At 59.9% G+C, this 24,554-nt stretch carries 20 protein-coding genes, 1 tRNA gene and 1 riboswitch; of the genes, 10 read left to right on the top strand and 11 right to left on the bottom strand.

Annotation, left to right across the window (positions count from 1 at the left end):
- The first annotated feature begins 48 nt into the window (after positions 1-48).
- Positions 49-164: riboswitch (SAM riboswitch) on the top strand.
- A 49-nt stretch (positions 165-213) separates the two neighbouring features.
- Positions 214-1,455 carry an acyl-CoA dehydrogenase family protein gene (locus J2S62_RS10230; protein WP_310174365.1) on the top strand — a complete coding sequence of 414 codons (1,242 nt, stop codon included), beginning with the start codon at positions 214-216 and terminating at the stop codon, positions 1,453-1,455.
- A 194-nt stretch (positions 1,456-1,649) separates the two neighbouring features.
- On the opposite strand, the gene tgt is transcribed toward J2S62_RS10230, so the two are convergent.
- From tgt to J2S62_RS10210, 4 genes are read right to left on the bottom strand one after another with little or no spacing between them, the layout of a single operon-like run.
- Positions 1,650-2,912: a tRNA guanosine(34) transglycosylase Tgt gene (tgt, locus tag J2S62_RS10225; protein ID WP_310174363.1), complete on the bottom strand. Its 1,263-nt coding sequence runs from the start codon at positions 2,910-2,912 to the stop codon at positions 1,650-1,652.
- Positions 2,913-2,943: 31 nt separating this feature from the next.
- A complete protein-coding gene (locus tag J2S62_RS10220) occupies positions 2,944-4,050 on the bottom strand; it encodes an NAD(P)/FAD-dependent oxidoreductase (RefSeq protein ID WP_310174361.1) in 1,107 nt (368 codons plus the stop codon).
- Complete coding sequence (locus tag J2S62_RS10215) at positions 4,043-4,369, bottom strand: non-heme iron oxygenase ferredoxin subunit (RefSeq protein ID WP_310174359.1); 327 nt, start codon at positions 4,367-4,369, stop codon at positions 4,043-4,045. Before J2S62_RS10215 ends, J2S62_RS10220 begins: the two co-directional genes overlap by 8 nt.
- Before the next feature lie 19 nt (positions 4,370-4,388).
- The gene (locus J2S62_RS10210) at positions 4,389-4,928 is read right to left on the bottom strand and encodes a DUF4916 domain-containing protein (RefSeq protein WP_310174357.1); all 540 of its coding nucleotides are present in this window, start codon (positions 4,926-4,928) and stop codon (positions 4,389-4,391) included.
- Positions 4,929-5,065: 137 nt separating this feature from the next.
- Here J2S62_RS10210 and J2S62_RS10205 point away from each other — a divergent pair, with 137 nt between their 5' ends.
- Both J2S62_RS10205 and J2S62_RS10200 read left to right on the top strand, forming a co-directional pair.
- Positions 5,066-5,356 carry a hypothetical protein gene (locus J2S62_RS10205; protein WP_310174355.1) on the top strand — a complete coding sequence of 97 codons (291 nt, stop codon included), beginning with the start codon at positions 5,066-5,068 and terminating at the stop codon, positions 5,354-5,356.
- Between the two features lie 404 nt (positions 5,357-5,760).
- The gene (locus J2S62_RS10200) at positions 5,761-7,692 is read left to right on the top strand and encodes an HNH endonuclease signature motif containing protein (RefSeq protein WP_310174353.1); all 1,932 of its coding nucleotides are present in this window, start codon (positions 5,761-5,763) and stop codon (positions 7,690-7,692) included.
- 13 nt (positions 7,693-7,705) lie between these two features.
- Here the strand turns inward: J2S62_RS10200 and J2S62_RS10195 are convergent, their stop codons facing one another.
- The 4 genes from J2S62_RS10195 to J2S62_RS10180 form a co-directional block, all read right to left on the bottom strand.
- Positions 7,706-9,358 carry a hypothetical protein gene (locus J2S62_RS10195; RefSeq protein ID WP_310174351.1) on the bottom strand — a complete coding sequence of 551 codons (1,653 nt, stop codon included), beginning with the start codon at positions 9,356-9,358 and terminating at the stop codon, positions 7,706-7,708.
- Between the two features lie 106 nt (positions 9,359-9,464).
- Positions 9,465-10,466, bottom strand: coding sequence for a pseudouridine synthase (locus J2S62_RS10190; RefSeq protein WP_310174349.1), 1,002 nt, complete (start codon positions 10,464-10,466; stop codon positions 9,465-9,467).
- A 9-nt stretch (positions 10,467-10,475) separates the two neighbouring features.
- Positions 10,476-14,936, bottom strand: a complete 4,461-nt coding sequence (locus J2S62_RS10185) for an ATP-dependent helicase (protein ID WP_310174347.1) — start codon at positions 14,934-14,936, stop codon at positions 10,476-10,478.
- Positions 14,937-14,945: 9 nt separating this feature from the next.
- On the bottom strand, positions 14,946-15,404 hold the full coding sequence (locus J2S62_RS10180; protein ID WP_310174344.1) for a 23S rRNA (pseudouridine(1915)-N(3))-methyltransferase RlmH: 459 nt from the start codon (positions 15,402-15,404) through the stop codon (positions 14,946-14,948).
- Between the two features lie 62 nt (positions 15,405-15,466).
- Here J2S62_RS10180 and J2S62_RS10175 point away from each other — a divergent pair, with 62 nt between their 5' ends.
- A complete protein-coding gene (locus J2S62_RS10175) occupies positions 15,467-16,810 on the top strand; it encodes a sodium/glutamate symporter (protein ID WP_310174342.1) in 1,344 nt (447 codons plus the stop codon).
- Here the strand turns inward: J2S62_RS10175 and J2S62_RS10170 are convergent.
- Positions 16,807-17,775 (bottom strand): NADP-dependent oxidoreductase, encoded by a 969-nt coding sequence (locus tag J2S62_RS10170; protein ID WP_310174340.1) that lies wholly within the window; start codon positions 17,773-17,775, stop codon positions 16,807-16,809. The two genes, J2S62_RS10175 and J2S62_RS10170, sit on opposite strands and share 4 nt — an antisense overlap.
- Positions 17,776-17,945: 170 nt before the next feature.
- Here J2S62_RS10170 and J2S62_RS10165 point away from each other — a divergent pair, with 170 nt between their 5' ends.
- The 5 genes from J2S62_RS10165 (at position 17,946) to J2S62_RS10145 (ending at position 23,084) form a co-directional block, all read left to right on the top strand.
- Positions 17,946-18,599: a GntR family transcriptional regulator gene (locus J2S62_RS10165; protein WP_310174339.1), complete on the top strand. Its 654-nt coding sequence runs from the start codon at positions 17,946-17,948 to the stop codon at positions 18,597-18,599.
- Positions 18,592-20,109, top strand: a complete 1,518-nt coding sequence (locus tag J2S62_RS10160; RefSeq protein WP_310174336.1) for an MmgE/PrpD family protein — start codon at positions 18,592-18,594, stop codon at positions 20,107-20,109. Before J2S62_RS10165 ends, J2S62_RS10160 begins: the two co-directional genes overlap by 8 nt.
- Positions 20,109-21,038 carry a methylisocitrate lyase gene (gene prpB / locus J2S62_RS10155; RefSeq protein WP_310174334.1) on the top strand — a complete coding sequence of 310 codons (930 nt, stop codon included), beginning with the start codon at positions 20,109-20,111 and terminating at the stop codon, positions 21,036-21,038. The genes J2S62_RS10160 and prpB overlap by 1 nt, the downstream gene beginning before the upstream one ends.
- Positions 21,039-21,058: 20 nt before the next feature.
- Positions 21,059-22,192 (top strand): bifunctional 2-methylcitrate synthase/citrate synthase, encoded by a 1,134-nt coding sequence (locus tag J2S62_RS10150; RefSeq protein WP_310175850.1) that lies wholly within the window; start codon positions 21,059-21,061, stop codon positions 22,190-22,192.
- Between the two features lie 295 nt (positions 22,193-22,487).
- Positions 22,488-23,084: a metallophosphoesterase gene (locus J2S62_RS10145; protein ID WP_310174332.1), complete on the top strand. Its 597-nt coding sequence runs from the start codon at positions 22,488-22,490 to the stop codon at positions 23,082-23,084.
- 109 nt (positions 23,085-23,193) lie between these two features.
- Here the strand turns inward: J2S62_RS10145 and J2S62_RS10140 are convergent.
- Positions 23,194-23,284: transfer RNA gene (locus J2S62_RS10140), tRNA-Ser, on the bottom strand.
- A 51-nt stretch (positions 23,285-23,335) separates the two neighbouring features.
- Positions 23,336-23,827, bottom strand: a complete 492-nt coding sequence (gene tadA, locus J2S62_RS10135) for a tRNA adenosine(34) deaminase TadA (protein ID WP_310174330.1) — start codon at positions 23,825-23,827, stop codon at positions 23,336-23,338.
- Between the two features lie 35 nt (positions 23,828-23,862).
- Here tadA and upp point away from each other — a divergent pair, with 35 nt between their 5' ends.
- Entirely contained in the window at positions 23,863-24,498 is a 636-nt protein-coding gene (gene upp / locus J2S62_RS10130; protein WP_310174328.1) for a uracil phosphoribosyltransferase, read from the top strand.
- The last annotated feature ends 56 nt before the right edge of the window (positions 24,499-24,554 follow it).

Below are 24,554 nucleotides of genomic sequence, written 5' to 3'. Positions count from 1 at the left end.
CACGACACCTTGGCGGGTTATCGAAAACCTGGTTAGATAGTGCAACAGAATCACGAGTGCTGACCATAAACGCCCTGGCAGGTCAGTCAGCAACCCTCTCGCCGTAGCGGGGTGCTCCAGGTGATGATTCGGCTAAGTTCAATCGTTCTTAGCAAGTATGGCGCCGTGCGCGAGTGATCTGCCGACGCCACGAAATCTTTTGAGGAGTCTGGCATGACGCAGACCTTTGTACCCGTTCCTGACACTGCCGATAACACCATCGTTGCCCAGCTGTGGGAGCAACTACAGCCGGTATTCGACGACATCGCAGCCACCGCACCGGCCCGGGATGCCGCCGGTGGCATCGACAAGACCCCGATCGAGCAACTCCGCGACGCTGGCTTTACCCGGCTGCGTGTCCCCACCGAGTATGGTGGCTACGGGCTGTCGTTACCGCAGGCCTATGAGTTTTTCGTCGCGCTCGCCGCGGCTGATTCGAATCTTGCCCAGGCGTTGCGAGCGCACTGGGGATTTGTCGAAGATGTGTTATCCCGCACCGCAGATCAAGCTGACTTCCAAGATCGTTGGCTGACCCGGTTTGGCCATGGTGCGATTGCCGGGAATGCCATTACCGAACGCGGCAATACGCACGGACAAAACGGCACGCGGCTTAGTCGTATCAACAGCAAGTGGAAGCTCAATGGGACCAAGTTCTACTCCACTGGCACGGGGTATGCCGACTGGATTATGGTCGCTGCAACCGGCGACGATGAAGAACCCGTTTCCGTCACCGTCCCCGCCAACGCGCCCGGGGTTGAAATTATTGATGACTGGGACGGGTTCGGTCAGCGACTCACAGCATCCGGCACCACGATCTTCACCAATGTGGTCGTCGACGAAGCAGAGATCTTCCCGCCCGGGCACGGTCTCGATTCCGGTGAGCGCACCGCCTTTGGTCAAGCGACCTGGCAGACGGTGCATTTGGCAACGCTGGTGGGCATCGCCAAAGGCGTCCTGCGTGATGGGGTGGCATACGTCCAGTCGCGAACTCGGACCTTTAGCCACGGTGCCGCCGACACGGTCCAGGCCGACCCGCAAGTTCTGCAACTCATAGGAGAACTCAGCTCGCAGGTTGCCGGAGTCGAAACCATTTTCCGGGCCATCCCACCGGTGTTAGCTAAACATTTTGCAGCCGATGCCCGCGGGGAACAACTGCCCGAACCTGAGGTCGATGCGCTGTATACGCAGGTGTATCAGGCCCAGCAGGTCATCGCGCCGATTGTGCTCGAGATCGCGACCAAGATTTTTGAAGTAGGTGGAGCGTCTGCGGTGTCACAGTCGCGGGCCTTCGACCGGCATTGGCGCAACGCTCGGGTGCTGGCTAGCCACAACCCGTTGATCTACCGGGCCCGGATCCTTGGCGACTACCTGGTCAACGGGGTCGCTCCGGAGCGGAAATATACGGTGGGAAGTTAACTCGTGGCCTGAGGCGCTTGAAGCGGCAGTTGCCACCCCCATACCCACGAATGGATTTCGTGCCCAGGAACCCGGGGTTCTGATGTCCCATTGATGTGTCTCATTGAGACCAACGTCATCAGCGAGTCGCGCCAGACGTCAGCTCATCGAAACCTTCATCTCACGCAGTGGGTCCGCGCGGTGCCCATCGCAGATCAGGTCGTCGCTTTCGCGTAATACCGTCCCAGCATCTGATCTTTGAACTCGTGGAAGTCCCCGTCGATGATCGATTGGCGGATGGTATCGACCAGTCGGACGGTGAAGCGCAGGTTGTGAATCGACATCAGCGTCCCGGCGAGGATTTCGTCACCCTTGATGAGGTGCCGGATGTAGGCCTTCGAATAGTTCGCACACGTGTAGCAATCGCAGCCGTCTTGCAGCGGTGACAGATCGGAAGCGAATTCGGCGCGCGGCAGGTTAATGCGTCCGTAGTCGGTATAGAACGCACCGGTGCGACCGACACGGGTGGGGGAGACTGCATCGAACGTATCGGCGCCGGCTTCGATCGCGGCAAAGAGGTCATCCGGTTCCGAGATGCCCAGCAGGTGACGCGGTTTGTCTTCGGGGAGTTCCTCGGCACACCAGCCCACGATGGTGCCGAGGTTTTCTTTCTCGAACGCCCCACCGAGTCCATACCCGTCAAAGCCTGCTTCGACACCGTCAAAGTCAGTGCGCATCTCGCGTAGGTCGCGGCAGGCTTTACGTCGTAAGTCTTCATATTGGGCGCCCTGAATGACGCCGTAGAGTGCTTGATACGGGCGGTCGGAGCGCTCTTCGGTGAGCCGCGCGTGCGCGTCGAGACTGCGCTGGGCCCACTTGCGGGTGCGTTCCAATGACTCGACCTGGTAGCCACGGGAGTTATGCAGCGTGGTCAGCTCGTCGAATGCCATCATCACATCGGCGCCGATCTGGTGCTGGATCCGCATCGAAATTTCCGGGGTGAACCGGTGACGGTCACCGTTGATGTGGGAAGTGAACCAGACGCCGTCGTCGTCGACGTTGGCTAATCGTTCCTTGCCGGGTGCGACAGCGTCATCGGACCCGACTTTGTCCTGGGCTTCGGGTCCGGTCATATCGATGACTTTTTTGAACCCCGAGCCCAGCGACATGACCTGGAAACCGCCCGAGTCGGTGAAGGTGGGGCCGTCCCAGTTCATGAATTTGCCCAGCCCGCCGTGTAGATCCAGCAGCTCGGGCCCCGGCTGCAGGTACAGATGGTATGCGTTGGACAGGACCGCTTGGGCGCCGAGATCTTTGACCACCTCGGGGAGGACCGCTTTGACGGTGGCTTTAGTGCCGACCGGAATATATGCCGGAGTTTGGATGTCACCGTGCGGAGTGTGAATGGTGCCGGTGCGGCCGTGGGCGCCGTCAAGACGCGTGCCAAGGGTGAAAGAAAAATCGCTGGGTTCTGCCATGGACGCTAGTCTAGTCGGCCCGCCGTGCTGGTTAGCGCGTGAGGCGCCGAATGGGGATATCGGTATCGGCTAATTGAGCCGGGTCCACACTGATACCCCGGGTGATCATACGGGTCGCGGCACGAATGACCATGTGATCGTCGATCGCAGCAGCCCCGATGACCTGATCCCCGTCCACCACAAAAATGGCATGCTCCCCGCGGTGCACTAAGTGTTCGTGGGCATGCGGCACGACGCGACCGACCGCTTGCACGTCGTGGCCGAACTGATCCGACCAGACCCACTGCGGGGTTGGCGCCTCCGGTTTAGTACCCATGATGGTGTGGACGACGCGGGCTGCTGAGGCGCGTCCGTGATCCCAATGGTCCTGTCGGGGTTGGCCCTGGATCCGGCATACATCCCCGATCGCATAAATGCCCTCAACCTCGGTGCGGTAGTGCTCGTCAACCACGATCCCATCGTCGATGGTCACCCCGGAGCCAAGTGCTACGTCAACGGCCGGGTCAATGCCGACGGCGGCGACGACGAAATCGAAACGGGTGAGGTCTTCGTCGATGGTCAAACGCCGGGGGACGACCACGACCTCTTCGGTCATGGTCTGGTACAGGGTCTCGGCTAGCTCCCCGAAGACTTCAACGGCCGGGACCTGCGGGGTAAACACCGTGACGTCAGCGCCCAAGGCTTTGGCGGACGTGGCCAGTTCTGGAGCTAAGAGCCCACCCCCGGCAATCGCGATCTTGGTCCCGGGACGCAGAGCCGCGCGCAAATGCTTGGCGTCGGCGAGATTGCGCAACGTGTAGACCGGTTTATCGAGCTCAAGTGTTTTCGGTACGGCCCCGGTGGCAATCACAATGTGGTCCGCCTCGAAGCGCTGCGTGCGGGTTTGCACGAAACCCTGGCCGAGCTCCACGGCCGTATCTTGTACCCAGGTCACCGCATGTTCGGCGAACCATTCGGGCGGTGCTAGTGCCAGATCGACATCGTCGTCAATGAGGTACTCGGTGGACAGCGGCGGCCGGTCCAGTGCGGTGTGGTGCGGGTCGATGATAGTGATCTTACCGGTGTAGCCGGCCTCGCGCAGGCCAGCGGCGACCGAGAACCCGGCAACCGAACCGCCAATAATCAGGGTGTTAGGCATCGAATTGTGGCGTGAGCAGTACGCGTCCGTCCACGATTTCTACCGTGTGGGTCGGTGCGTCCTCGGTGGCCGGCAGATTCAGCACTTTTCCGTTGGCCAAACAGAACGCCGAGGCGTGTTTCGGGCACTCGACGGCGCCGTCTTCAACCCAGCCTTCTGATAGCGAGTAGTTGCCGTGCGTGCAGCGATCATTGAGTGCGTAGATGCCGTCATCGGTGCGAAACACCGCGATCGGTTCGCCACCGGTCACATCGTGGCCAATATAGACGCCCTCTTCGAGAGGGAAATCTTCTGTAGCGCCAATATCAATACGTGTCATTGTTACCTCCTGTGCCAGCTTAGAGACCCCAGTTGGCCCAAGCCATCGCTTGGGTCACAAGTTTGCCGCGGCCGCCTTCAAACTCTGACTGGATCTTGGCAGACAGGGCTTCGTCTGGGGTAACCCAGGCTACCTGGAGCGCATCCTGACGGGGTTGGGTGTCGCCACGGACCGGGACCACGTAGCACAGTGCCACGGCGTGTTGCCGGTCGTCGGTCAGCCCGGAACTTGAAGCATACGGGAAGTATTCTGCCACCGTAAAGGGTGTCAGACTGATCGGCAGTTGCGGCATCGCCAACGGCCCCAGGTCCTTTTCCAGGTGGGTCATCAGTGTGTCCCGGATGGACCGCATATAGCGGACGCGCCCGGACACAAAAGAATACCGGAAGTGGCCCGATTCATCCGCCCGATAGAGCAGTCCCACTTCCACAACACGGCCGTAATCATCAAGCCGGACGGGGAGTGCTTCAACGTAGACCATCGGCAACCGCTCGCGCGCCGTTGCCAGTTCAGTTTCAGAGAGCCACCCGGGATCCGGGTCAGGAGTTCGAACTGTCATGGCCACCACTCTACAGTGACCTGGGGTCGGATCCGGTTGGGCTACGTCACAGTTGCGGCGTGCACGGTGGGATCGGTCAAGTCTGGCTGGGCCTGTGTTTCGTCACGCAGGTTCTGACGCTTACTACAATGAAACCTATGCCTTCCTACCGCGCGATACTTCCCATCGGAGATGTGCACCCCGGCAACGGTCCCGAGTCCGTCATGGATTCCGCCGTGGCCGCTGTGTCATCCATCGCCACCGTCGAACACACTGACATTCAAATTCTTGCCGGTGTGCCTCAGATTGTCGTGCGGTTCCACCTCGACGACGACGGTGATGCCCGCTTCGTCGCCGATGCGATGAAGCATGCCGTGTCACGTGTAGCCACGACCGGCGCGCAGCGGTTGTTGCTGCGTCGCGGCGGCCGATGGATGACGCTCTCCTAGGACATCAACGCTGGACAAGTTCGTCCTTTGCCTCGCCTTGTGTTACTCGGGGCGGGTTTTTCTCACGGCCCAGTCGGGTCAGGCGTTCGGGTCGTAATCCGCGAGATGCATGCTGATATGCCATTCACAGCGGGTGCGCAACCGTGTCGTGGGCGTGTGTGGAAAAGTTCTGGACCTTCTCAAGTTATCCACAAAACCGACAAAACATCCTTATCGTGTCCTACCCGTATGGTATATACCGCTATACAAGACAATAGATACGCATAAAAGTAGTTAAAACTATTGCGTACGTCACAGTCTGACGGTAGAATAGAGACATACCTCAACCCCCTTTCTCCGACGCTGACTCCAGATTTTCATCCCCCTTTCGTATGCTCATGCCGCTCTTCTGAAAGGACGCGCTGATGGATACCACTCAAATTTTGCCTAATATCGGGTCTCCGGTGTCGTCGCCGGCGTTTGATCCTTCTGCTGCTGATGAGATGAGTGTGGGAGAAGCGGCGTATGCTGCAGCGTTTTTTGCCAACGTGGCCGTCAAACGGATGGCCGACCCTGCGGCAGCTGGTGAGTTCGCCCGGTTTGTGACGGCCTCTGGGGAGGACTGGACCGGGTTTAAGCCCAGTGCGGCCCCACCTGCGGTGACGGAGGATGACGCTGGACAAGCCGCCGGCGCAGCGGAGCCGCACGACGCGCCGAGTGGAGCTGCGGAACAGGCTCGTTCCATCCCAGTCCCACCGGAAAATTATTATGATTCGCTGCCAGGCATAGCCCACATGTTGCGTCACCAGCAGCGGGCCACCGATGCACTCCTGACGCATTTCGCCGCTCATTTGGAACCGGCGATGAGTGATCAAGCAGTGATGCTGGGTACCCCTGAGGGGGTCAAAGGTTACCGGAACACTTCAATCTACTTCCGCGAAGTGCTAAAGCTTTCCACTGCTCAGACCAAAAAGATTCATGACCGGGTCCCGTATGTCACCTGGGCTCCAGGTATGGACCCGTCCTTGGCGGCTTATCACCCCAACCTGGTGAAGGTCGCGAAATCTTATGCTGCCGGGCGGATCTCCGGCGAAAATCTCGACCGGATTATTAGCATGGACAAAGATCTCACGAAATACGTGCATAAAACCAAGGCCCTCCCAGAGGTCAAACGCGAAATCTTGCTGGCCTTTGAAGAGGCGTTGGTCGATGCCGCCGAAGCTCTCACCCCAGATGAACTCTCTGAAGCCAAGTCTCGGTGGGCCAACAAAATCGCCCACGCGATCGACCCCGACGGGCCGCTGGTGGCCGATGCGATTCGCAAACAACCCGACAACGCCATCCGCACCCAGAACTTAGCCGATGGGTCCGGCAAAATTAGTATGCATGCCACCCCAGCGGTGTATGCGACGTTCAAAAATTGGATCCTCCATCAACTGAACTACAATGGCACCCCGGTGGAGATCCCCCAAGAAGTGTTCGACCTGCTGGCCACCGACGATCAGGAAGAACCTGAACCGGCGGATGCCTACAACGACCTTGATGACCTGAAATCTGCCCCGGACCCGGATGCTACTGCTGAAGACCCCGACGGCAACACAAGGTCAGCTCAAGCAACTGCGGAAATCGACCCGTTGACCACCGGCCAACGTGCCGCAGCCATCCTGATCGGCATGTTTCAAAACCTGCTGACGATGGATCCCAAAGACCTCGGCGCCAAAAAAGCCCACGGCGCGTCAGCGCAGTTGATGATCGTCCAAGACATCCAGACCGCCTACGAAACCCTCGGGGTCGGGGCTCTGCCGGAGGCGGTGCGACGACCACCCGAAGCTGCCGGGGTGCTACCCCCGAGCATCACAGTTCCGAATCCCGACGATCAACCGGTGTGTCTGAATCCCGATCACACCCGAGGCCACAGCCCACCATCCTGGACCCAGTTCATGTCCGAGGCCGTGAACATCGGTTCCATCCGCCCACATGATGCCGCACCCTTAGCTTGTGACAGCAAACTCGTGGGTCAAATCTGGAATGGCGACCACGACGTCTTAGCCCAATACCGGGCCCACCGACTCTTCACCCCGACTCAACGCCGTGCGATCCTGGCCCGGGATCGTGGCTGCCAAGCCCCCGGATGCACCGTCCCGGCCGTGTATTGCCAAATCCACCACATCACCGAATGGCTCAACAACGGCACCACCAACGTCGACAACGCCATCACCCTGTGCGCTCACCATCACGGGGCCGTGCATAACGGGAAATGGAAGATTCGTAAACACCACGGGGCCACGTTCTTCCAACCAGCACCCTGGCTCGACCCCACCCAACCCTTACTGCGAAACCTCTACTGGGCGCTCTAGATAAGCGGAAAAGCTAAGACGGATCTTCTATGTCATCGAGGTAGACAAGATGATCCATGACGCTCTTTTCAGCAGAAGCGATTTGATAGCGTCGGTTCTCTGTGGCGGCGAAGACAATAAATAGTCCCAGTACCGTGACCACCGTTAAGAAAATCGATTCGTTCTCCCCGAACAGCCTGGAGCCGATAATTGCTGCCGCACCAAACGCGAAACCAGCCGCGATGGAGATTCGGCCCCGTCCAGTCAATGTCAGCTGCGACAAGATCACCAGTAACACCAGCATGGCCGCTACGGCCCAAACAATTTCTGGAATGAACAGCAGATCAGACACATTCCAGGACGCCATGGTGGTGAAGATCGTTGTCATAGTGAAAATGAGCATCCAACCGGTAAATACACCGATGGGAAGATCCACCAAGTAACGCTCCCGAACAGTGCGTTCCGTATACTCATTCAGATTTCGGATCGCGCGTGCAAGCAGCACAAAAGCACCGGCTGATGTGAGGACTTCAAGTCCCCAATCTTGAAAGTGCACCAACAGTAACGTTCCGGAGGCCAACAACATTGCATTGAGGACATACCAAGCCGTTGTCCTATTTCGCACAGCTGAGTACTGCGACGGTGACCATTGATACAGCATATACACCAGCATCAAAAGCCAGAGCAATGGCCAGGCCACAACATGCCAAGCCGCCATCGACATTAAAGACGTCGCTCCGGTGTACAACCCATCTTGAGCATCAAGGACTGACGGCCACGGACCCATCCACCCCAGAGCGAAGAGCCCCACGAGGACGAAAAGTACCCAACTGGCGCTCAACACAATCCTTCGGAAACCATCCAGTTGCTTGGGATCAGGATCATCCGTCACCGGTTTGCGGAACGGCAGAATGACCTCATCCTCAGCACCCTCAGTGACCGCTTCTTCACCCGGTGGTGGGGGTGGTGTCTGCGCCTCGATAAAGCGGGCTTTATTGACGAGCCGCTCGAGCCGCTGCCACTCCGGAAGCTTCACTCGTGCCAGCTCTAGCAGCTCTTCATCGCTGAGATATTCACCCTCACGCTGCATCATTGGACGATTTTCTGGGGCCGGGACGTCATCGGACTCGACTTCACGAGCGGCCTGGAGCAAAGCTTCGGTTTCACGTTCTTGCTGTCGACGACGAGCTTCAGCAGCTTGCTGACGTTCCAGCTCCGCCATTTTCTCGGTTTCGCGTTCCCACTGAGATTCCAGCGCACGTTTGGCTTCTTCTACCTCGAGCGCCAGCTGGCGTGCACGTTCTTCTGCCTCGCGAGCCTCGCGGCGCTCGTCCTGCAATTTCTGCCACCGTGCGCGAAGCCGATCAGGGGTATTGGCGATCGCGCGCTCAATGTCGTCCTGCGTGGGCCCGCGGAACGAGTCTAACCAGGCGTTAAACCGATCACGAATTGTCAGCTTCTCCTCGTCGGACGCTACGGCTGTGCGGGGTTCCGAGGAACCGTTAGCAGCGGAGACGTCAGCAGTATCTGAGGCGGAGTCGGTCTCGGCAGACGTTTCGGTATCGTGAGCATTCGCGGGGACGGAATTATTCGTCGGGGGATTTGCGGATTTAGCAGCATCAGCCGTTGAGGGAGTCTTCTTCAGTCGGTCTAACGCCTCCGAAGACTCTGATGGCTCTAAGCTCACGTGCACTCCTCCCGCACATAGATTTCCTGAGTCCGGCTATTTTACTGCCGCAGCCGGGTAATTCACGAGCGGACACGCTACGAGATTAAAGTCAAGATATATGACTTTATCCGGGCGCGTGTTGCAGGGTTTTTTGGGACATAAACTCACGAGTTCGTCCCGTGAGGGGATCACGAAATGCCACACCGCTGGCCAAGAGCTGTAACGGTTTCGCATAGTCATCCGGTGCATGATCTAACAAGACGGGGTAGAAGCGGTCGTGCAAAATCCCGTGCCCTAACGCCGCCAAATGAATACGCAGCTGATGGGTCCGTCCGGTCCGGGGATATAAAGCCACATGCGCAAGGGCACCGTCATCGGTGACCTGATGACCCAGCAGTTCAATATCGGTGATGGCATTGGGGCCGGTCGTGGGTGCGTGACTCCGACGGCGTTTGCCCGTGCGGGGTGCCTCGATTCGGCCCGAGTGAGCCACCGGGTAGGCATCGACCTCGGCCGTGATGACCCCTTTGGTTTTGATGATGCGGTTTCGGAAAGTCAGTGGGAAGCGGTCCAAATAGCGTTCAGCCGGGGACGGTAGCTGCACCACGGCCTGGTAATGGCGGGTGACTTTGCGGTGCTCGAACAGCTGCTGATAGGCGCCACGCGTGGCGGGATTCGGCGAAAATAACAATACGCCGGCGGTGGCCCGGTCCAGCCGGTGCAGCGGCACCAGGTCGGGGATGTTGAGTTGGTTGCGCAATCGGACCAGGGCGGTTTCTTGAACAAATTGGCCACCGGGTGTGGTGGGCAAAAAGTGCGGTTTATCGGCCACGACGAGGTCATCGTCAATGTGCAGCACATCAATGTCGAACGGGATGGGGGTTTCGTCGGGCACGGTGCGGTAGTACCAAATGAATTCGTGGGCGGCCGCCGGGGTGGAATGCGTGATGGCACTGCCGTCCTGGGCAACGATTTCGCCCGCCTGGATGCGCTCGGCGATCGAGTCGGCGGCCAGATGCGGGAATCGAGTGTGCAGAAATTCCACGACGGTGGTGTGGGTGCCGGGCGGGATGCGCAACCGGGTGGGTCCGACGCCGTTGCGCACGGGAAGTGGGGGAGTGGCCATGATGCTAGTTTAGGCGCGGTACCGGATCGCATTGGGTGCTGAGTAGAACCCGGCTTCGACCAGGTGGGACGCCAGAGGGGCGTTGATGAGCGGGTCACCGTTGACGGTGGAGATAGCTAATTTTTCGGTTCCGGCGCGGTGCAGCACTTTGGCCAGGGCGGTCGCAGCGGGACCCAGGTGGTCGTCGCTAAATTGCAGGAGCGTTTTGCCGCCGCGCTCAAGATAGAGCACCAGGGCACCATTGACCAGCACCACGTAGGCGCCGGCTTTGCGACCTGGCCGGTGTCCTTCGGTGTCGGGCCAGTCCAAGGTTGCGCCGTAGGGGTTCGCGGGATCGGTAGCGGCCAGGCCCACGGCTTGCGGGTGGGTGGGGTCTTGGTCGAAGGCACGCAGCGCGTCGACGGTTGCCGCGGTGGAAAATTGTGCGGCACCTAGACCGTCGATGAAATACCCGCGCCGGATGTGCCCGGATTCTTCCATTTTCGACAGTAACCGGTAGTAGGCCGAGAATCCGCCGGGCAGGGCCTCGGCGTTGACTGCGCCGCGGGTGATGACCCCGTAGCGGTCCAGTAAGTACTCGGCCTGGGCGTGCAGCGCGGTCGTGTTGTCGTCGGTGCGTTGGGGCAGCAGCGACCAGCGGCCCACTGCAGTTGGCGGGTCGACCTGGCGCGCCATATTGGTTGACGGCGCCAACCGATTCAGCCGGCGCAGGCGCGCGGCACGCCGGGGCGCGGAGCGTTGGGGTTGGCCGCGACGGGCAGCGGATTTTGAGTAGGTCGCGCGCACCGCGGTGAACGTGTCGTTGGTGACCACCCCGGCCCAGAACAGATCCCACAGCGCGGCCAGAATATCGGGGCCGCTATGGTCCAGCTGGGCATTGAGCGCCGAGTAGAACCAGCCGCCCGTGCCGGTGAGGGCTTCGACGATGTCGTCGTGGACCTCGGTCCGGTCGTCGGTGGTGCGAATGGGCAGGGTGAGGTCGACGGTGTCGACGTGGTGGAAGGCCACCGACTGGTCGGCCGCACCGGCCATCACAAACTGCCCCGTGGCTAGGAGTTCGTCGAGCATCGCCGGTTGGTAATCCACTACGCGCGCCGGCAGGATGGCTGACTCCCAGACCTGGGCGGGGGCGGCGAATCCGGTGAGCTGATCCAACACGATGGCTACCCCGTCGACGCCGCGTTCTTGCGGTGCGGGGGCCACCTGGTGTTGCTGCAGCAGGTAGCGGGCGTAGGCGGCGTGTTCGACGGGTTCGACTTCGGCGCGCAGCTGGGCCAGGGAACGGCGCCGGATGCGGGCCAGGACATCGACGTCGCACCACTCATCGGTGGCCACCGGGCCGTCGCCGGGTGGCGGGGTCGACATGTAGGCGCCAAAGGTCACGCGCTGTTGGGAGGCTAAGCGCTGGAGCACCTGGTGGGTAATGACGGGTCCGATGCCAAGCCGTTGCGCGACCTGGGGTGCGGTAAATGGGCCGTGGGTTCGAGCATAGCGCGACACCAGGTCGCCCAGTGGGTCATCCACCGACTGGGCAAATGCCGCCGGCACCCCGATGGGCAGCGGAATACCCAGTCCATCGCGCAACCGGGGGGCGTCTTCAATGGCGGACCAGTAGTGGGTCGAACCCATGCGCACCCGGATGGCACGTTTCTCGTCGACGAGCTCTTGGACCCAGGCGTGGGCGGTGTTTTCGTCGACGGGCTCATCGTTGTCGTGTAACCGCTCGGTGAGTTCGGTCGTGGTCAACGGGCCCAGGAGGCGCAATAAGTCAGCGATCCCTTCGACCCCGGTGAACCGTCGGGAGGCAGAGGTGTGCTGCAGGTCAGCCTGGACCTGGGCGATGACCTCGTCGTCGAGCAATTCGCGCAGCATGTCCTGGCCCAGCAGTTGCGATAACAGTCCGGGGTCCAGCGATAGGGCCGCGGCCCGGCGTTCGGCCAGGGGCGCGTCGGTTTCGTACATAAACTGCGCGGTATACCCGAACAATAGCGTCTGAGCAAAGGGCGAGGCCTGCGGGGTTTGGACCTCGACGACGCGCAGCACCCGAGTGCGCACCTGATCCAGGATTTCTAACAGTCCGTCGACGTCGTAGACGTCTTGGAGGACCTCGCGCACGGTTTCCAAAATGATCGGAAATTGTGGGTATTTCGAGGCGACTGCCAACAGTTGGGCCGCGCGTTGGCGTTGTTGCCAGAGCGGGGTGCGTTTGGTCGGATCGCGCCGGGGGAGCAGCAGCGCGCGGGCGGCGTTTTCGCGGAAATGCGCGGCAAACAGGGCCGAGCCGCCAACGTGTTGGCGCAGCTGATCGCGCAGGTCTTCGGGTTCGAACCAGAAGATGTCGGCGGTGGGTGGTTCCCCGTCGGTGGCCGGGATGCGCACGATGATGCCGTCGTCGCCGGCCATCGCGTTGGCGTCGAATCCGTAGGTGGCTTTGACGCGTTCCGAGATGGCCAGCGCCCAGGGTGCGTGGATGCCCTTGCCAAACGGGGAGTGGAGGATGACGCGCCAGTCGCCGAGTTCGTCTCGGAAGCGTTCGACCACAATCGTCGTGTCGGTGGGTAGATGCCCGGTCGCTTCGCGTTGCTCGTTCAGGTAGTTCAGCAGGTTGGCCCGAGCGTTGTCATCCAGTCCGGCGGCCGACAGGCGTTCGTCAATCTTGGGGTCCGCGAGCGCTTCGCGACGAAACGCCCCGGTGGCCCGACCCAGCTCTAATGGGCGGCCGGGTTGGTCACCACGCCAAAATGGCAACCGGCCGGGTTGGCCGAAGGCCGGGGTGACAAGCACGCGGTCGTGAGTGATGTCTTGGATCTGCCAGGTGGTCGCCCCCAGGATGATGGTTTCGCCCACGCGGGATTCATAGACCATCTCTTCGTCGAGTTCGCCGACCCGTTTGGCCGCGTCGGTGTCGGTGGCCAGATAGACCCCGAACAGGCCGCGGTCAGCAATCGTGCCGCCCGAGGTGACGGCCAAGCGCTGGGCCCCGGGCCGGGCCGTGATGGTCCCGGCTTCGCGATCCCACACCACCCGGGGTTTGAGCTGCGAGAATTCATCCGAAACGTATTTACCGGCCAGCAAGTCCAGCACTGAGGCGTAGACGTCCAGCGACAGGGTGGTAAACGGTGCCGCACGGCGGATCAGGTCCAACCACTGTTGGTCCACCAGCTCATCCATCGCAGCGGCTGCGATCGTGTGTTGGGCCAAAATATCCAACGGGTTAGCCGGAATCGACAGCGCCTCAATTTGGCCGGACAGCATGCGTTCGGTCACCACGGCCGCATCGACCACATCGGCCCGGTGCAGTGGGAAAAACCAGCCGACGGACACTTCGCCGACCTGGTGGCCGGCGCGGCCTACACGCTGCAGTCCGGCGGCAACCGTGGGCGCTGATTGCAGGTGCACGACCGCATCAACCACACCCATGTCGATGCCCAGTTCCAACGAGGAGGTCGCCACGACCAACCGCAGTGTGCCCGATTTCAGGCCTTCTTCGACCTCGGAGCGCGCGGTGGCCGACATCGACCCGTGGTGGGTGCGCGCAAAATCCTCGTCGGGCAACTCGTCGTCTTCTTGGCGCTGTTCCCACAGCTCGTTGAGCGCTTCGGTGAGTCGTTCGGCCGAGCGCCGCGAATTCACGAATACGATCATGGACCGGTAATCCTGAGCAAGGTCCATGATCTTGGCTTGGACGTGCGGCCACATCGAGACGTTTTCTTCCGGGGAGGCGCCGGTATCCGGTTGGGTCATATCGGTCACCGGGACCGCCACGGCAATGTCCCAGCGCTTTTGCTCGGCCCCGTCGACCGCGGTGACCGGTTGGACCCCGCCCAGGAAGCGGGCGACTTCTTCGGCTGGTCGTACGGTTGCCGACAACCCGATGCGTTGGGCAGGCTCATCCAGCAGCGCATCTAAGCGTTCCAGGGAGACCGCCAGGTGCGCGCCGCGTTTATTCCCGGCCAGTGCGTGTACCTCATCGACGATGACGGTCTCGACTCCAGAGAGGGTCTCGCGTGCCTTGGAGGTCAGCATCAGATACAGCGACTCGGGGGTCGTGATCAAAATTTCAGGCGGGTCGGTAATGAGTCGACGACGATCCCGCGCGGAGGTGTCACCCGAACGCACGCCCGTGCGAATCTCGGGCACTTCCTGGCCCTGGGCCTGGGCGGTTTGGGTGATCCCGACCAGCGGGGCCGTCAGGTTGCGTTCAACGTCGACCCCGAGTGCTTTCAGCGGCGAAATGTAGAGCACTTTGGTGCGTCGCTTCGGATCCGCCGGTTGGGTGATGAGCTTATCGATGGCCGATAAAAACGCGGCCAGCGTCTTGCCCGAACCCGTCGGCGCGATGACCAGGGCGTGTTGGCCCGAGGCGATGGTTTCCCATGCGCCAATCTGAGCTTTGGTCGGCGCATCAAACGACGTTTCGAACCACGATTTCGTGGCCGCAGAGAACGTATCCAGCACAGCGTTGGTCATGAGCTAAGACTACTGGTGATGATACGGTCGGCCCGCAGAAATCTCCTGCGCGCGATAAATCTGCTCGGTGACCATCAACCGGACCAACTGATGCGGAAATACCAGCTTCGATAACGACCACACGGTGTCGGCTCGCGCTCGCAGCCGGTCATTGACGCCGTACGCGCCCCCGATGATCAGCACCGGGTGACGCGAAGTGTCGAATAATTGCTGCAGATGCCCGGCAAGTTGGGGAGAGGTGAACTGTTTGCCGCGCTCGTCCAACAACATCACGTGATCGGCCGGACGCAGGTGCTTTTCAATCGCCGCGGACTCTTCTTCTCGGGAGCGCTGCTCCCCGGCGGTGGTGTGCGGCACGAGTTTAAACTCCACGTCGTAGGGTTTTTTCAGGCGCTTGCTGAACCGCTCGATGCCCTCGGCCACCCACGGTTCGTGGCGCTTTCCCACCGTGACAATTCGCAACGTCAAGCCACTCCTCCCGCACGTCTCCCAAGTTGTTTTCAAGCTCAACCTATTGTAGCTTGACGGCCATGGACTTTACCCCGTGGACCATTTTGGTTGATGCCGGTCTGATCGGCTTGCTCCTCATCATCGGCGCGGGATTACGCGCCGTGATTCGGCCTCTTCAACAGCTGATGATTCCGGCATCGGTGCTTGCCGGCGTCCTCGGGCTCATCCTGGGGCCACAGGTCCTCGGGTGGCTCCCATTTTCCGAACACTTATCCACGTATTCCTCGGTTCTGATTGCGGTCGTCTTCGCAGCGGTGGCCATGACGGATGACTTCGATGTTCGCAAGCTCAATCGCAACGTGGGGGGATTCGCTGCCCACGGTGTGCTGATGTACTCGCTGCAGGTCGCCATAGGGATGGCGGTCGTGCTGCTGGTGCTCCAGCCCTTATTTGATGCGCCCGATGCGCTGGGCGTCATCCTGTTTGCCGGCTGGGTCGGCGGATATGGTACCGCGGCTGCGATGGGGGATGCCTTTGCCGACACTGACCCCGAGATCGCGTCGTTGGCATTTACCTCAGCGACGGTCGGGCTGATCATCGGCATCGTCGGAGGGATTATTCAGGCGCGCATTGCTGCCAGCCGAGGTCATGTGAAGGCTTTCAGTTCGATTAGCATGCTGCCCGAAGCCGAACGCACGGGTGTCATCCGAGAAGTGAATAAGCGGCCATCGATCGGTCAGCACACCCACACGGGCTCTTCTATCGAATCCCTGGGCTTTCAGGTGTCCCTGGTCGTCATGATCGCAGCGGTGGCCTACGGGCTATCGCTGGTGATCGGGCATTTCTGGCCGACTCTGTCGGTGCCGGTATTCGTGTTGGCGTTTTTGACCGGGCTCGTCGTGCGATCCGCGATGGCCAAGGGGCGGGTGGCAAAATACGTCGATAAGCCCACCCTGCAGTCCATTTCGGGGACCGCGACGGATGTCTTAATTGTTGCCGGGATCGCCTCGATTCAGCCGCAGGTCGTGGCTGACTTCGGGATCGAATTGATTCTGCTGTTCGTCTTCGGACTGGTCATGATGCTCTTCTTGGGGCTGTGGGTCGCGCCACGGCTGATGCACGACGGTTGGTTCGAACGCTCCATTTTCACGTGGGGTTGGTCAACCGGTGCGGTAGCGACCGGTATCGCGATGCTGCGGGTGGTGGATCCCAAACTGAAATCCAATACCCTCGAGGACTTTGGACTGGCCTATATTCCCGTCACACCCGTAGAAATCACGGCCGTGACGTTTGTTCCGCCGCTCGTGGTCGCCGGAGCTGCCTGGGCTGTTGTAGGCATCTGGGGTGTCATCGCGGTGGCCGCAGTGATCGTCGGGTTGTTTATTGCCCGAGCCAATAAGCGCGAAGCCGCAGCGGTGGGCTAAGACTGCTCAATCGCCTCGGTTACCAGCACCATCTTGCCCATGGTGCGGCCCGTTTCACCGGCTTGATGTGCTTCGGCCGCTGCTTGCAACGGGTAGGTGCGGGCAATTTCGGCGCGCAGCTTGCCCTCTTCAACGAGTTTGGCCAGCGCGGCCATGCCGGCATAATCGGCCTCCACGAGGAGGAGTTCGGCGCGCACTTTGAATCGTTTGGCTTCGTCCCACAAGCCATCTGCTGCTCGAGGGATGATCGACACTAATGTCCCACCGGGACGCAGCGTCTGCAGCGAACGCAGCTGGTAGTCTCCACCAATCGGATCGAAAACCACGTCGACGTCGCGCACTACCTCGGCAAAATCTACCTGCCGATAATCGATGGCTTCATCGACGCCAAGCTCATACAGGAAATCGTGTTTAGCTTCGCTGGCAGTACCGATCACGGTCGCGCCGCGGGCTTTGGCAATTTGCACAGCCAGATGGCCGACGCCGCCAGCGGCCGCATGGATTAACACCCGGTCGCCTGATCTCAGGCGTGCGGTATCGACCAGACCCTGCCAGGCCGTCAGCCCCGCCAACGGTAACGCCCCGGCCTGCACGTGATCAGTCATCGACGGTTTCGGTACGAACGCTCGAGTCGGGCCCACCGCGTATTCAGCATGCGCGCCGACACCATGCGGGTAGGGCAGCATGCCAAAGACCTCATCGCCGGGCTTATATAGGGTCACGCCAGTGCCGACCGCTTCGACCACGCCGGACACATCCCAGCCCAACACCAGCGGCAGGGTGCGAACAAAGGCCTTTCCTGCTCGGTTCTTCCAGTCGGTCGGGTTGATCCCCGAGGCATACACGCGGACGAGGATTTCGCTGATCCCCGGTTTTGGGTTTGGCAATCGCACCGGGTGTAACACGTCGAGATCGCCGAATTGTTCTTGTTGGATGGCCAGCATGGTGGCGTCAGAAGCTGTCATAGCAGCCATCTTGGCACTGCTGTCGGCGCTCTCACAAGATCCAACGACGGGGCATCTCGCGCGTGAAACGAGCCACACCGCAACCCCGAAGTGTATACAGCGCTGGCCTGTTTTCTGATTGTTTGCCGTCACGTTAGCCAGAACTCCTAAACGATGTATACACTGAGGGTATGCGTGCCAGTGAACGAGCTTATGAAGCACTGCGCCGGGACATCCTGAATTGGGACCTGCCACCCGGCTCAGTTCTTGCCGAGGTGGAACTCTCCGAGCGTCTCGGTGTTTCCCGCACCCCGGTGCGGGAAGCGGTGGCCAAACTGGTGGCCGATGGTCTAGCGGATGCACAACGGGGCCGCGGCACCGTGGTCTCTGATGTTTCCCTTGACGACCTGGCTGACATGTTCGTGCTGCGCCGGGTGCTCGAAACCGAGTCAGCACAGTTGGCAGCCGCCAGTGACCAGACTGAAAAGTTTGTCCCACTGGCCCAGAAATTTCGGGCATACGCCGACGACTCACAAATTTTAGAGGACCCCGGACCGTACTATCAGCTCATCAACGTCATGGATGAACTCATCGATGACGCAGCTGGCAACAGCTATCTGTCCGGAGCGCTTTCAAATTTGCGAGTCCATCTGGCACGCGTTCGCCGCATGGCCAAAGACGATCCCGCTCGTCTGGCTGCCTCAGCGGTGGAACATTCCAAGATTGCCGAGGCAATCGCGAGAAAAGATCAGCTGCTGGCTCGTGCCGCGACCATCATGCACCTGCAAGCATCGCTGGACCACATATTGACCCACGCCGAAACTCCGAAGGGACCTCATGAATAACCACGAAGTACGCGTCTACCCATCGGCAGCAAACCTGCCACGCGAAGAACAACTGGCCTACAAGATTGCCAAAGTTGCTGCCGACGACGTCGAAGTGACCGACGAAGTCAAAGAAATGATTATCAACCGCATCATCGATAACGCTTCTGTTGCGGTTGCTTCCCTGAACCGCAAGCCGATCGTCTCGGCTCGGGCACAGGCCACCACGCACGCCCCAACCACCAATGGTTCCGGCGCGTCGGTGTTTGGTATCGACGAAAAGGTCTCCCCGGAATGGGCCGCCTGGGCCAACGGAGTGGCAGTTCGCGAACTCGACTACCACGACACCTTCTTGGCCGCTGACTACTCGCACCCGGGTGACAACATTCCAGCCATCATGGCTGCCGCCGAGCACGCTGGCAAATCCGGCCACGACCTGATCCGCGGTATCGCCACCGGTTACGAAATCCAGGTCAATCTGGTCAAAGCGATCTGCTTGCACGAACACAAAATCGACCATGTTGCCCACTTGGGCCCGTCGGCCGCTGCCGGTTTGGGTACGCTGTTGGGTGCCGACGTCGAAACCATCTTCCAGGCGGTCGGACAGGCGCTACACACCACGACTGCTACCCGCCAGTCACGCAAAGGCGAGATTTCCACCTGGAAGGCTCACGCACCAGCATTTGCTGCCAAGATGGCCGTTGAAGCAATCGACCGCGCCCTGCGCGGCCAGACTTCACCGGTGCCAATCTACGAAGGTGAAGACGGTTTCATCGCCTGGATGCTCGACGGCCCTGACGCCAAGTACACGGTGCCGCTGCCAGAAGAAGGCGAAGCCAAACGCGCCATCATGGACACCTACACCAAGGAACACTCGGCCGAATACCAGGCTCAAGCCTGGATCGACCTGGCGCGCAAGCTCAATAAGGAACACCCTGAAGCAACCGATCCGGCCAACGTCGAATCGATTCTGATCAAGACGTCACACCACACGCACTACGTGATTGGTACCGGGGCCAACGACCCTGAGAAGATGGATCCCAACGCCTCGCGTGAAACCTTGGACCACTCCATCATGTACATCTTCGCTGTGGCTCTGCAGGACGGCGCATGGCACCACGTGGACTCTTATGCGCCAGAACGTGCGCAGCGCCCAGATACCGTCGAACTGTGGCATAAGGTGTCGACCGTTGAAGATCCAGAATGGACCCGCCGCTACCACTCGTTGGATCTGAACGAAAAGGCCTTCGGCGGCTCCGTGGAGATCACGATGAAAGACGGCACGATCATCAAGGACGAAATCGCTGTGGCTGACGCACACCCACTGGGTGCCCGTCCGTTCGGTCGCGACGAGTACATCAACAAATTCCGTATCCTGGCAGAAGGTATCGTAGAAGAGGCAGAGATCACACGCTTCCTCGAGACCGTCGCACGACTGGACGAACTCAAGGCTGGTGAACTCGACCAGCTCAACGTCCTCGCCAAGCCGGGCTTCATTAACCCAGCTGATGCACCGAAGGGACTCTTCTAATGTTGTATTCCAAAGTCAGCCCAGCTGATAAACGTGTCGCACTGCGCGACATGCTCACACCCGGTGCTGCCCGGCAGTTCCCGGGAGCCTTCAACCCGTTATCGGCACGACTCATCGAAGAAAAAAACTTCGATGGCGTGTACATCTCCGGGGCGGTCTTGGCCAATGATCTGGGACTGCCAGACATCGGCCTGACCACCCTGCCTGAGGTGGCCAACCGTGCCGGCCAGATTGCCCGCATGACCGACCTGCCATCCCTAGTGGATGCCGATACTGGTTTTGGTGAGCCCATGAATCTGGCGCGCACCATCCAGGAGCTGGAGCACGCCGGTCTGGCTGGCATGCACATTGAAGACCAGATCCTACCGAAACGCTGCGGGCACCTCGACGGTAAAACCGTCGTCGATACCGCCACGATGACCCAGCGCATCGCCGCGGCAGCCGATGCGCGCATTGATGAGAACTTCCTGATCATGGCGCGCACCGATATCCGCGGCATCGACGGGTTGGACGCAGCCGTGGATCGCGTCAAGGCCATGGTGGATGCCGGGGCCGACGCGATTTTCCCGGAGGCCATGAAGGATCTGTCCGAATTCGAAGCGATCACCAACGCAGTCGATGTACCGGTGTTGGCCAATATGACGGAGTTTGGCAAATCTGAGCTGTTTACCCGCCAACAACTGGCAGACGTCGGCGTCGCCATGGTCATCTACCCGGTCACGCTGCTGCGCAGTGCGATGGGTGCGGCAGAACGTGTCTTGGACACGATCGCCGCCGATGGGACACAAAGCGCCTATGTCGATCAGATGCTGACTCGTGCAAGACTGTATGAACTGGTGGCCTACGAGGACTACAACGCATTTGACTCTGGAATCTTCAATTTCGAAGTGCCCGGTGTAGATGTCCAAGCCAACGCCGAAAACCTCTAAACCCGAGGAGAATCATGACTATGACAGAAGAGATTAGAAAAGGCCTAGTCGGCGTTGTCGCCGACTCCACCGCCATTTCAAAAGTTAACCCAGATACCAACTCGCTGCTGTATCGCGGCTACCCGGTACAAGACCTGGCCTCCCAGAAGTCTTTTGAAGAGGTTGCCTTGCTGCTGTGGAACGGCGAGTTGCCGTCCCAAGCCGAGCTGGATGACTTCATCAAACTGGAACGCGCCAACCGCGCACTGGCACCAGAGGTCAAGGCCGCGATCGATCTGCTGCCGAAAGACGCCCACCCGATGGACGTCTCCCGCACGGCCGTATCGGTCATTGGCGCCCGCCACGACGACGCCGAGAACTCCGATCCTTCGGTTGAACTGCGCAAAGCCAAAGAACTGTTTGCAGCGTTCCCCGCCGTGGTGGCTTATGACCAGCGCCGCCGTCGTGGGCTTGACGTCGTAGAGCCACGCGACGACCTGGATTATTCACAGAACTTCCTGTGGATGACCTTCGGCGAAGAGTATCCACCAGAAGTGGTCGACGCCTTCCGGGTTTCCATGGTGCTCTATGCTGAGCACTCCTTCAACGCCTCGACCTTCACCGCGCGGATCATCACCTCGACTGAATCAGATCTGCACTCAGCGGTCACCGGAGCCATTGGCGCACTGAAGGGTTCACTGCATGGCGGTGCAAACGAAGCCGTGATGCACACCTTCAACGAGATCGGTATCGATAAAAACGAATCTCGTCAGGAGGCAGCTGACCGTGCGAAAGCGTGGATGGAAGCCGCTCTGGCCGAGAAGAAGAAGGTCATGGGCTTTGGTCACCGCGTCTACAAGTCTGGTGACTCCCGTGTGCCATCGATGAAGGCCGCACTGGATAAGATGATCGACTACTACGATCGTCACGAACTCATTGGCCTCTACGACGGGTTGGAAAAGGCTATGGCAGAAGCTAAGAACATTCTGCCTAACCTGGACTACCCGGCCGGTCCGACCTATCACCTGATGGGCTTCGACACCGATATGTTCACCCCGCTGTTCATCGCCTCCCGCATTACGGGGTGGACGGCTCACATCATTGAACAGCGCGCCGACAACGCTCTGATTCGCCCGCTGTCTGCCTACCACGGTCCGGATCAGCGCGAACTCTAACCACCGCTGACGAGGGAAAGCCGCGATCACACAGGTGGTCGCGGCTTTTCTGATGCCGGAGGAAATTAAAAAACTAGCGGCCACCTGTGAACGAAATACTTTCCGTTCGGTGACCGCTGGCCTTGTCCCGAATGTCTCACGATTTCTCTTGAGCTATCGGTAGGGAACTATCTCACCTCCGGTGTCTAATTCCCTAGCTCTCATTTTACGCCTTGGGGTAGGGTCTTGTCTACGAAAATGCGAGGAGTTATCTAGCGGAATCAGCCCGTTTCGCTGCTTCGGATGGAGGTGCCGCATGAGTCGCATCTACTTCACCGCCGACCTACACCTCGGGCACGAGTTGGTCGCTCACCATCGCGGATTCACTACCGTAGACGACCACGATGACTGGGTTATGCAGACCTTGATCGAGACGCTGCCAGAACACTCGACGTTGTGGATCCTGGGCGATGTGATGGGCCGGGGGTCCCACCGGGATTACGCCCTCTCCCTGCTGCGCGAGGTCAAAGTGCAGACCGAAGTCACCATGCACCTGATACCGGGCAATCATGACACTTGCCACCCGCTACACCGCAATGCACAGAAAGAGCAACCAAAGTACTTGCACGTGTTTGATTCAGTGCAACCCTTTGCCAAGATCCGGCACAACCGGCGTGACATCCTGCTGTCCCACTTTCCATACCAGGGAGACCACACCGTCGAAGAGCGGTTCAACCAGTGGCGGCTCCGAAACTACGGACAGCCACTCATTCATGGGCACACTCACCAGACCTTACCCACGGACCCGACCCGAGCGCATCAGGTGTGCGTCTCCTGGGATGCCTGGGGACGGCCAGCGAAACTCCACGAAGTAGTGGCCAGACTAGAGCAGGGTGACGAACAGCGTGCGTAGCCAGCCCGGCTGCGCTTGCAGCGGCTGCTCACGACGGGGGAGCGATGTCATGTGGGGAAAGAAAAACTCCTACCTCGCGGTTTTATTCGCGAAGTAGGAGTTTTCAATCTGGCGGTAGCGGAGGGATTTGAACCCTCGGTACGGGGTTACCGTACAAAGCATTTCGAGTGCTTCACCTTCGGCCGCTCGGACACGCTACCGTGTGTTTACACCCGCTCAACTATACCTGATACATAGCCGAAACCTCAAAATCAGCGTTTATCTGCAAAGAACTCTTGCAGTAGTTGACTGCATTCCTCCTCAAGAACCCCACCGATGACTTCGGCCTGATGGTTTAACCGCGGTTCGCGCAGCACGTCCAGTACTGAACCGGCCGCACCTGTTTTGGGCTCCCACGCACCGAAGATCACACGTGGTATACGTGCGAGCACGATCGCACCGGCACACATCGAGCACGGTTCCACGGTGACCACCAGCGTGCAGTCAGCTAGCTCCCAGGTGGATGTGGTTAATGCTTCAACTCCGGAGGTGATCGCCAGCATTTCCGCGTGTCTGGTGGGATCCTGAGAGCGCCGAGTCGCGTTGACCCCGGTGGCCACGAGCTGTCCGTCGGGCGTGAAGAGGGCGGCTCCAATGGGTACGTCATCGGTAACCGCTGCAGCGCGGGCAGCTGAGAGCGCACGCTGCATCCACGAGGCGAGTTGGGCGTCATCGGGCAGCGGTGTAGCAGTCTGGTTGGGCACACGATTAGCCTAGGCGATCAGGCTAAACTGACACCATGCATGTTCATCACGTTGACCATCCGCTGCTCGCACACAAGCTGACCGTCCTGCGGAAACGCCAGACCCCGTCCATGATTTTCCGACAGGTTACTGAAGAGCTGGTCATGCTGCTGGCTTACGAAGCCACGCGAGACCTCGCGGTCGTCGACGTGGATATCGAAACTCCCGTCACCACGACGACCGGCAAAGAGATCGCTGATCCACGGCCGTTGGTGGTGCCGATACTGCGTGCCGGGTTGGGCATGCTCGATGGTATGGTGCGCATGGCTCCCACGGCGGAGGTGGGCTTCCTGGGAATGGTCCGGGACGAAGAAACGTTGAACATTGTTACCTACGCCGAACGTCTGCCAAAGGACCTCAGCGGTCGGCAGGTATTCTTACTGGATCCGATGCTCGCCACCGGCGGGACGCTGGCCGAGGCGTGCCGCTTTTTATATGAGCGCAACGCTCGACAGGTCTCTGCGATATGTCTGTTGGCCGCGCCCGAGGGCATCCAGTATTTGCAAGAAAACCTGGCCGATATTGATATGAATCTTTATGTTGCGGCCATTGATGAGCGGCTAGACGACAACGCGTATATCGTGCCGGGGCTGGGAGATGCGGGGGACCGTCTTTACGGTGTTGCGGGCTAATCCCTATACAGCTGTATGAAGTTCTTTACAGTCAAGAATTCGAATATTACGAGTGA

The organism is Enteractinococcus fodinae, from assembly GCF_031458395.1.
In the GTDB taxonomy this organism is placed as follows: Bacteria; Actinomycetota; Actinomycetes; order Actinomycetales; family Micrococcaceae; genus Yaniella; species Yaniella fodinae.
The sequence above is the reverse complement of the archived record's forward strand: the minus strand, read 5'-3'. Positions and strand labels throughout refer to the sequence as shown.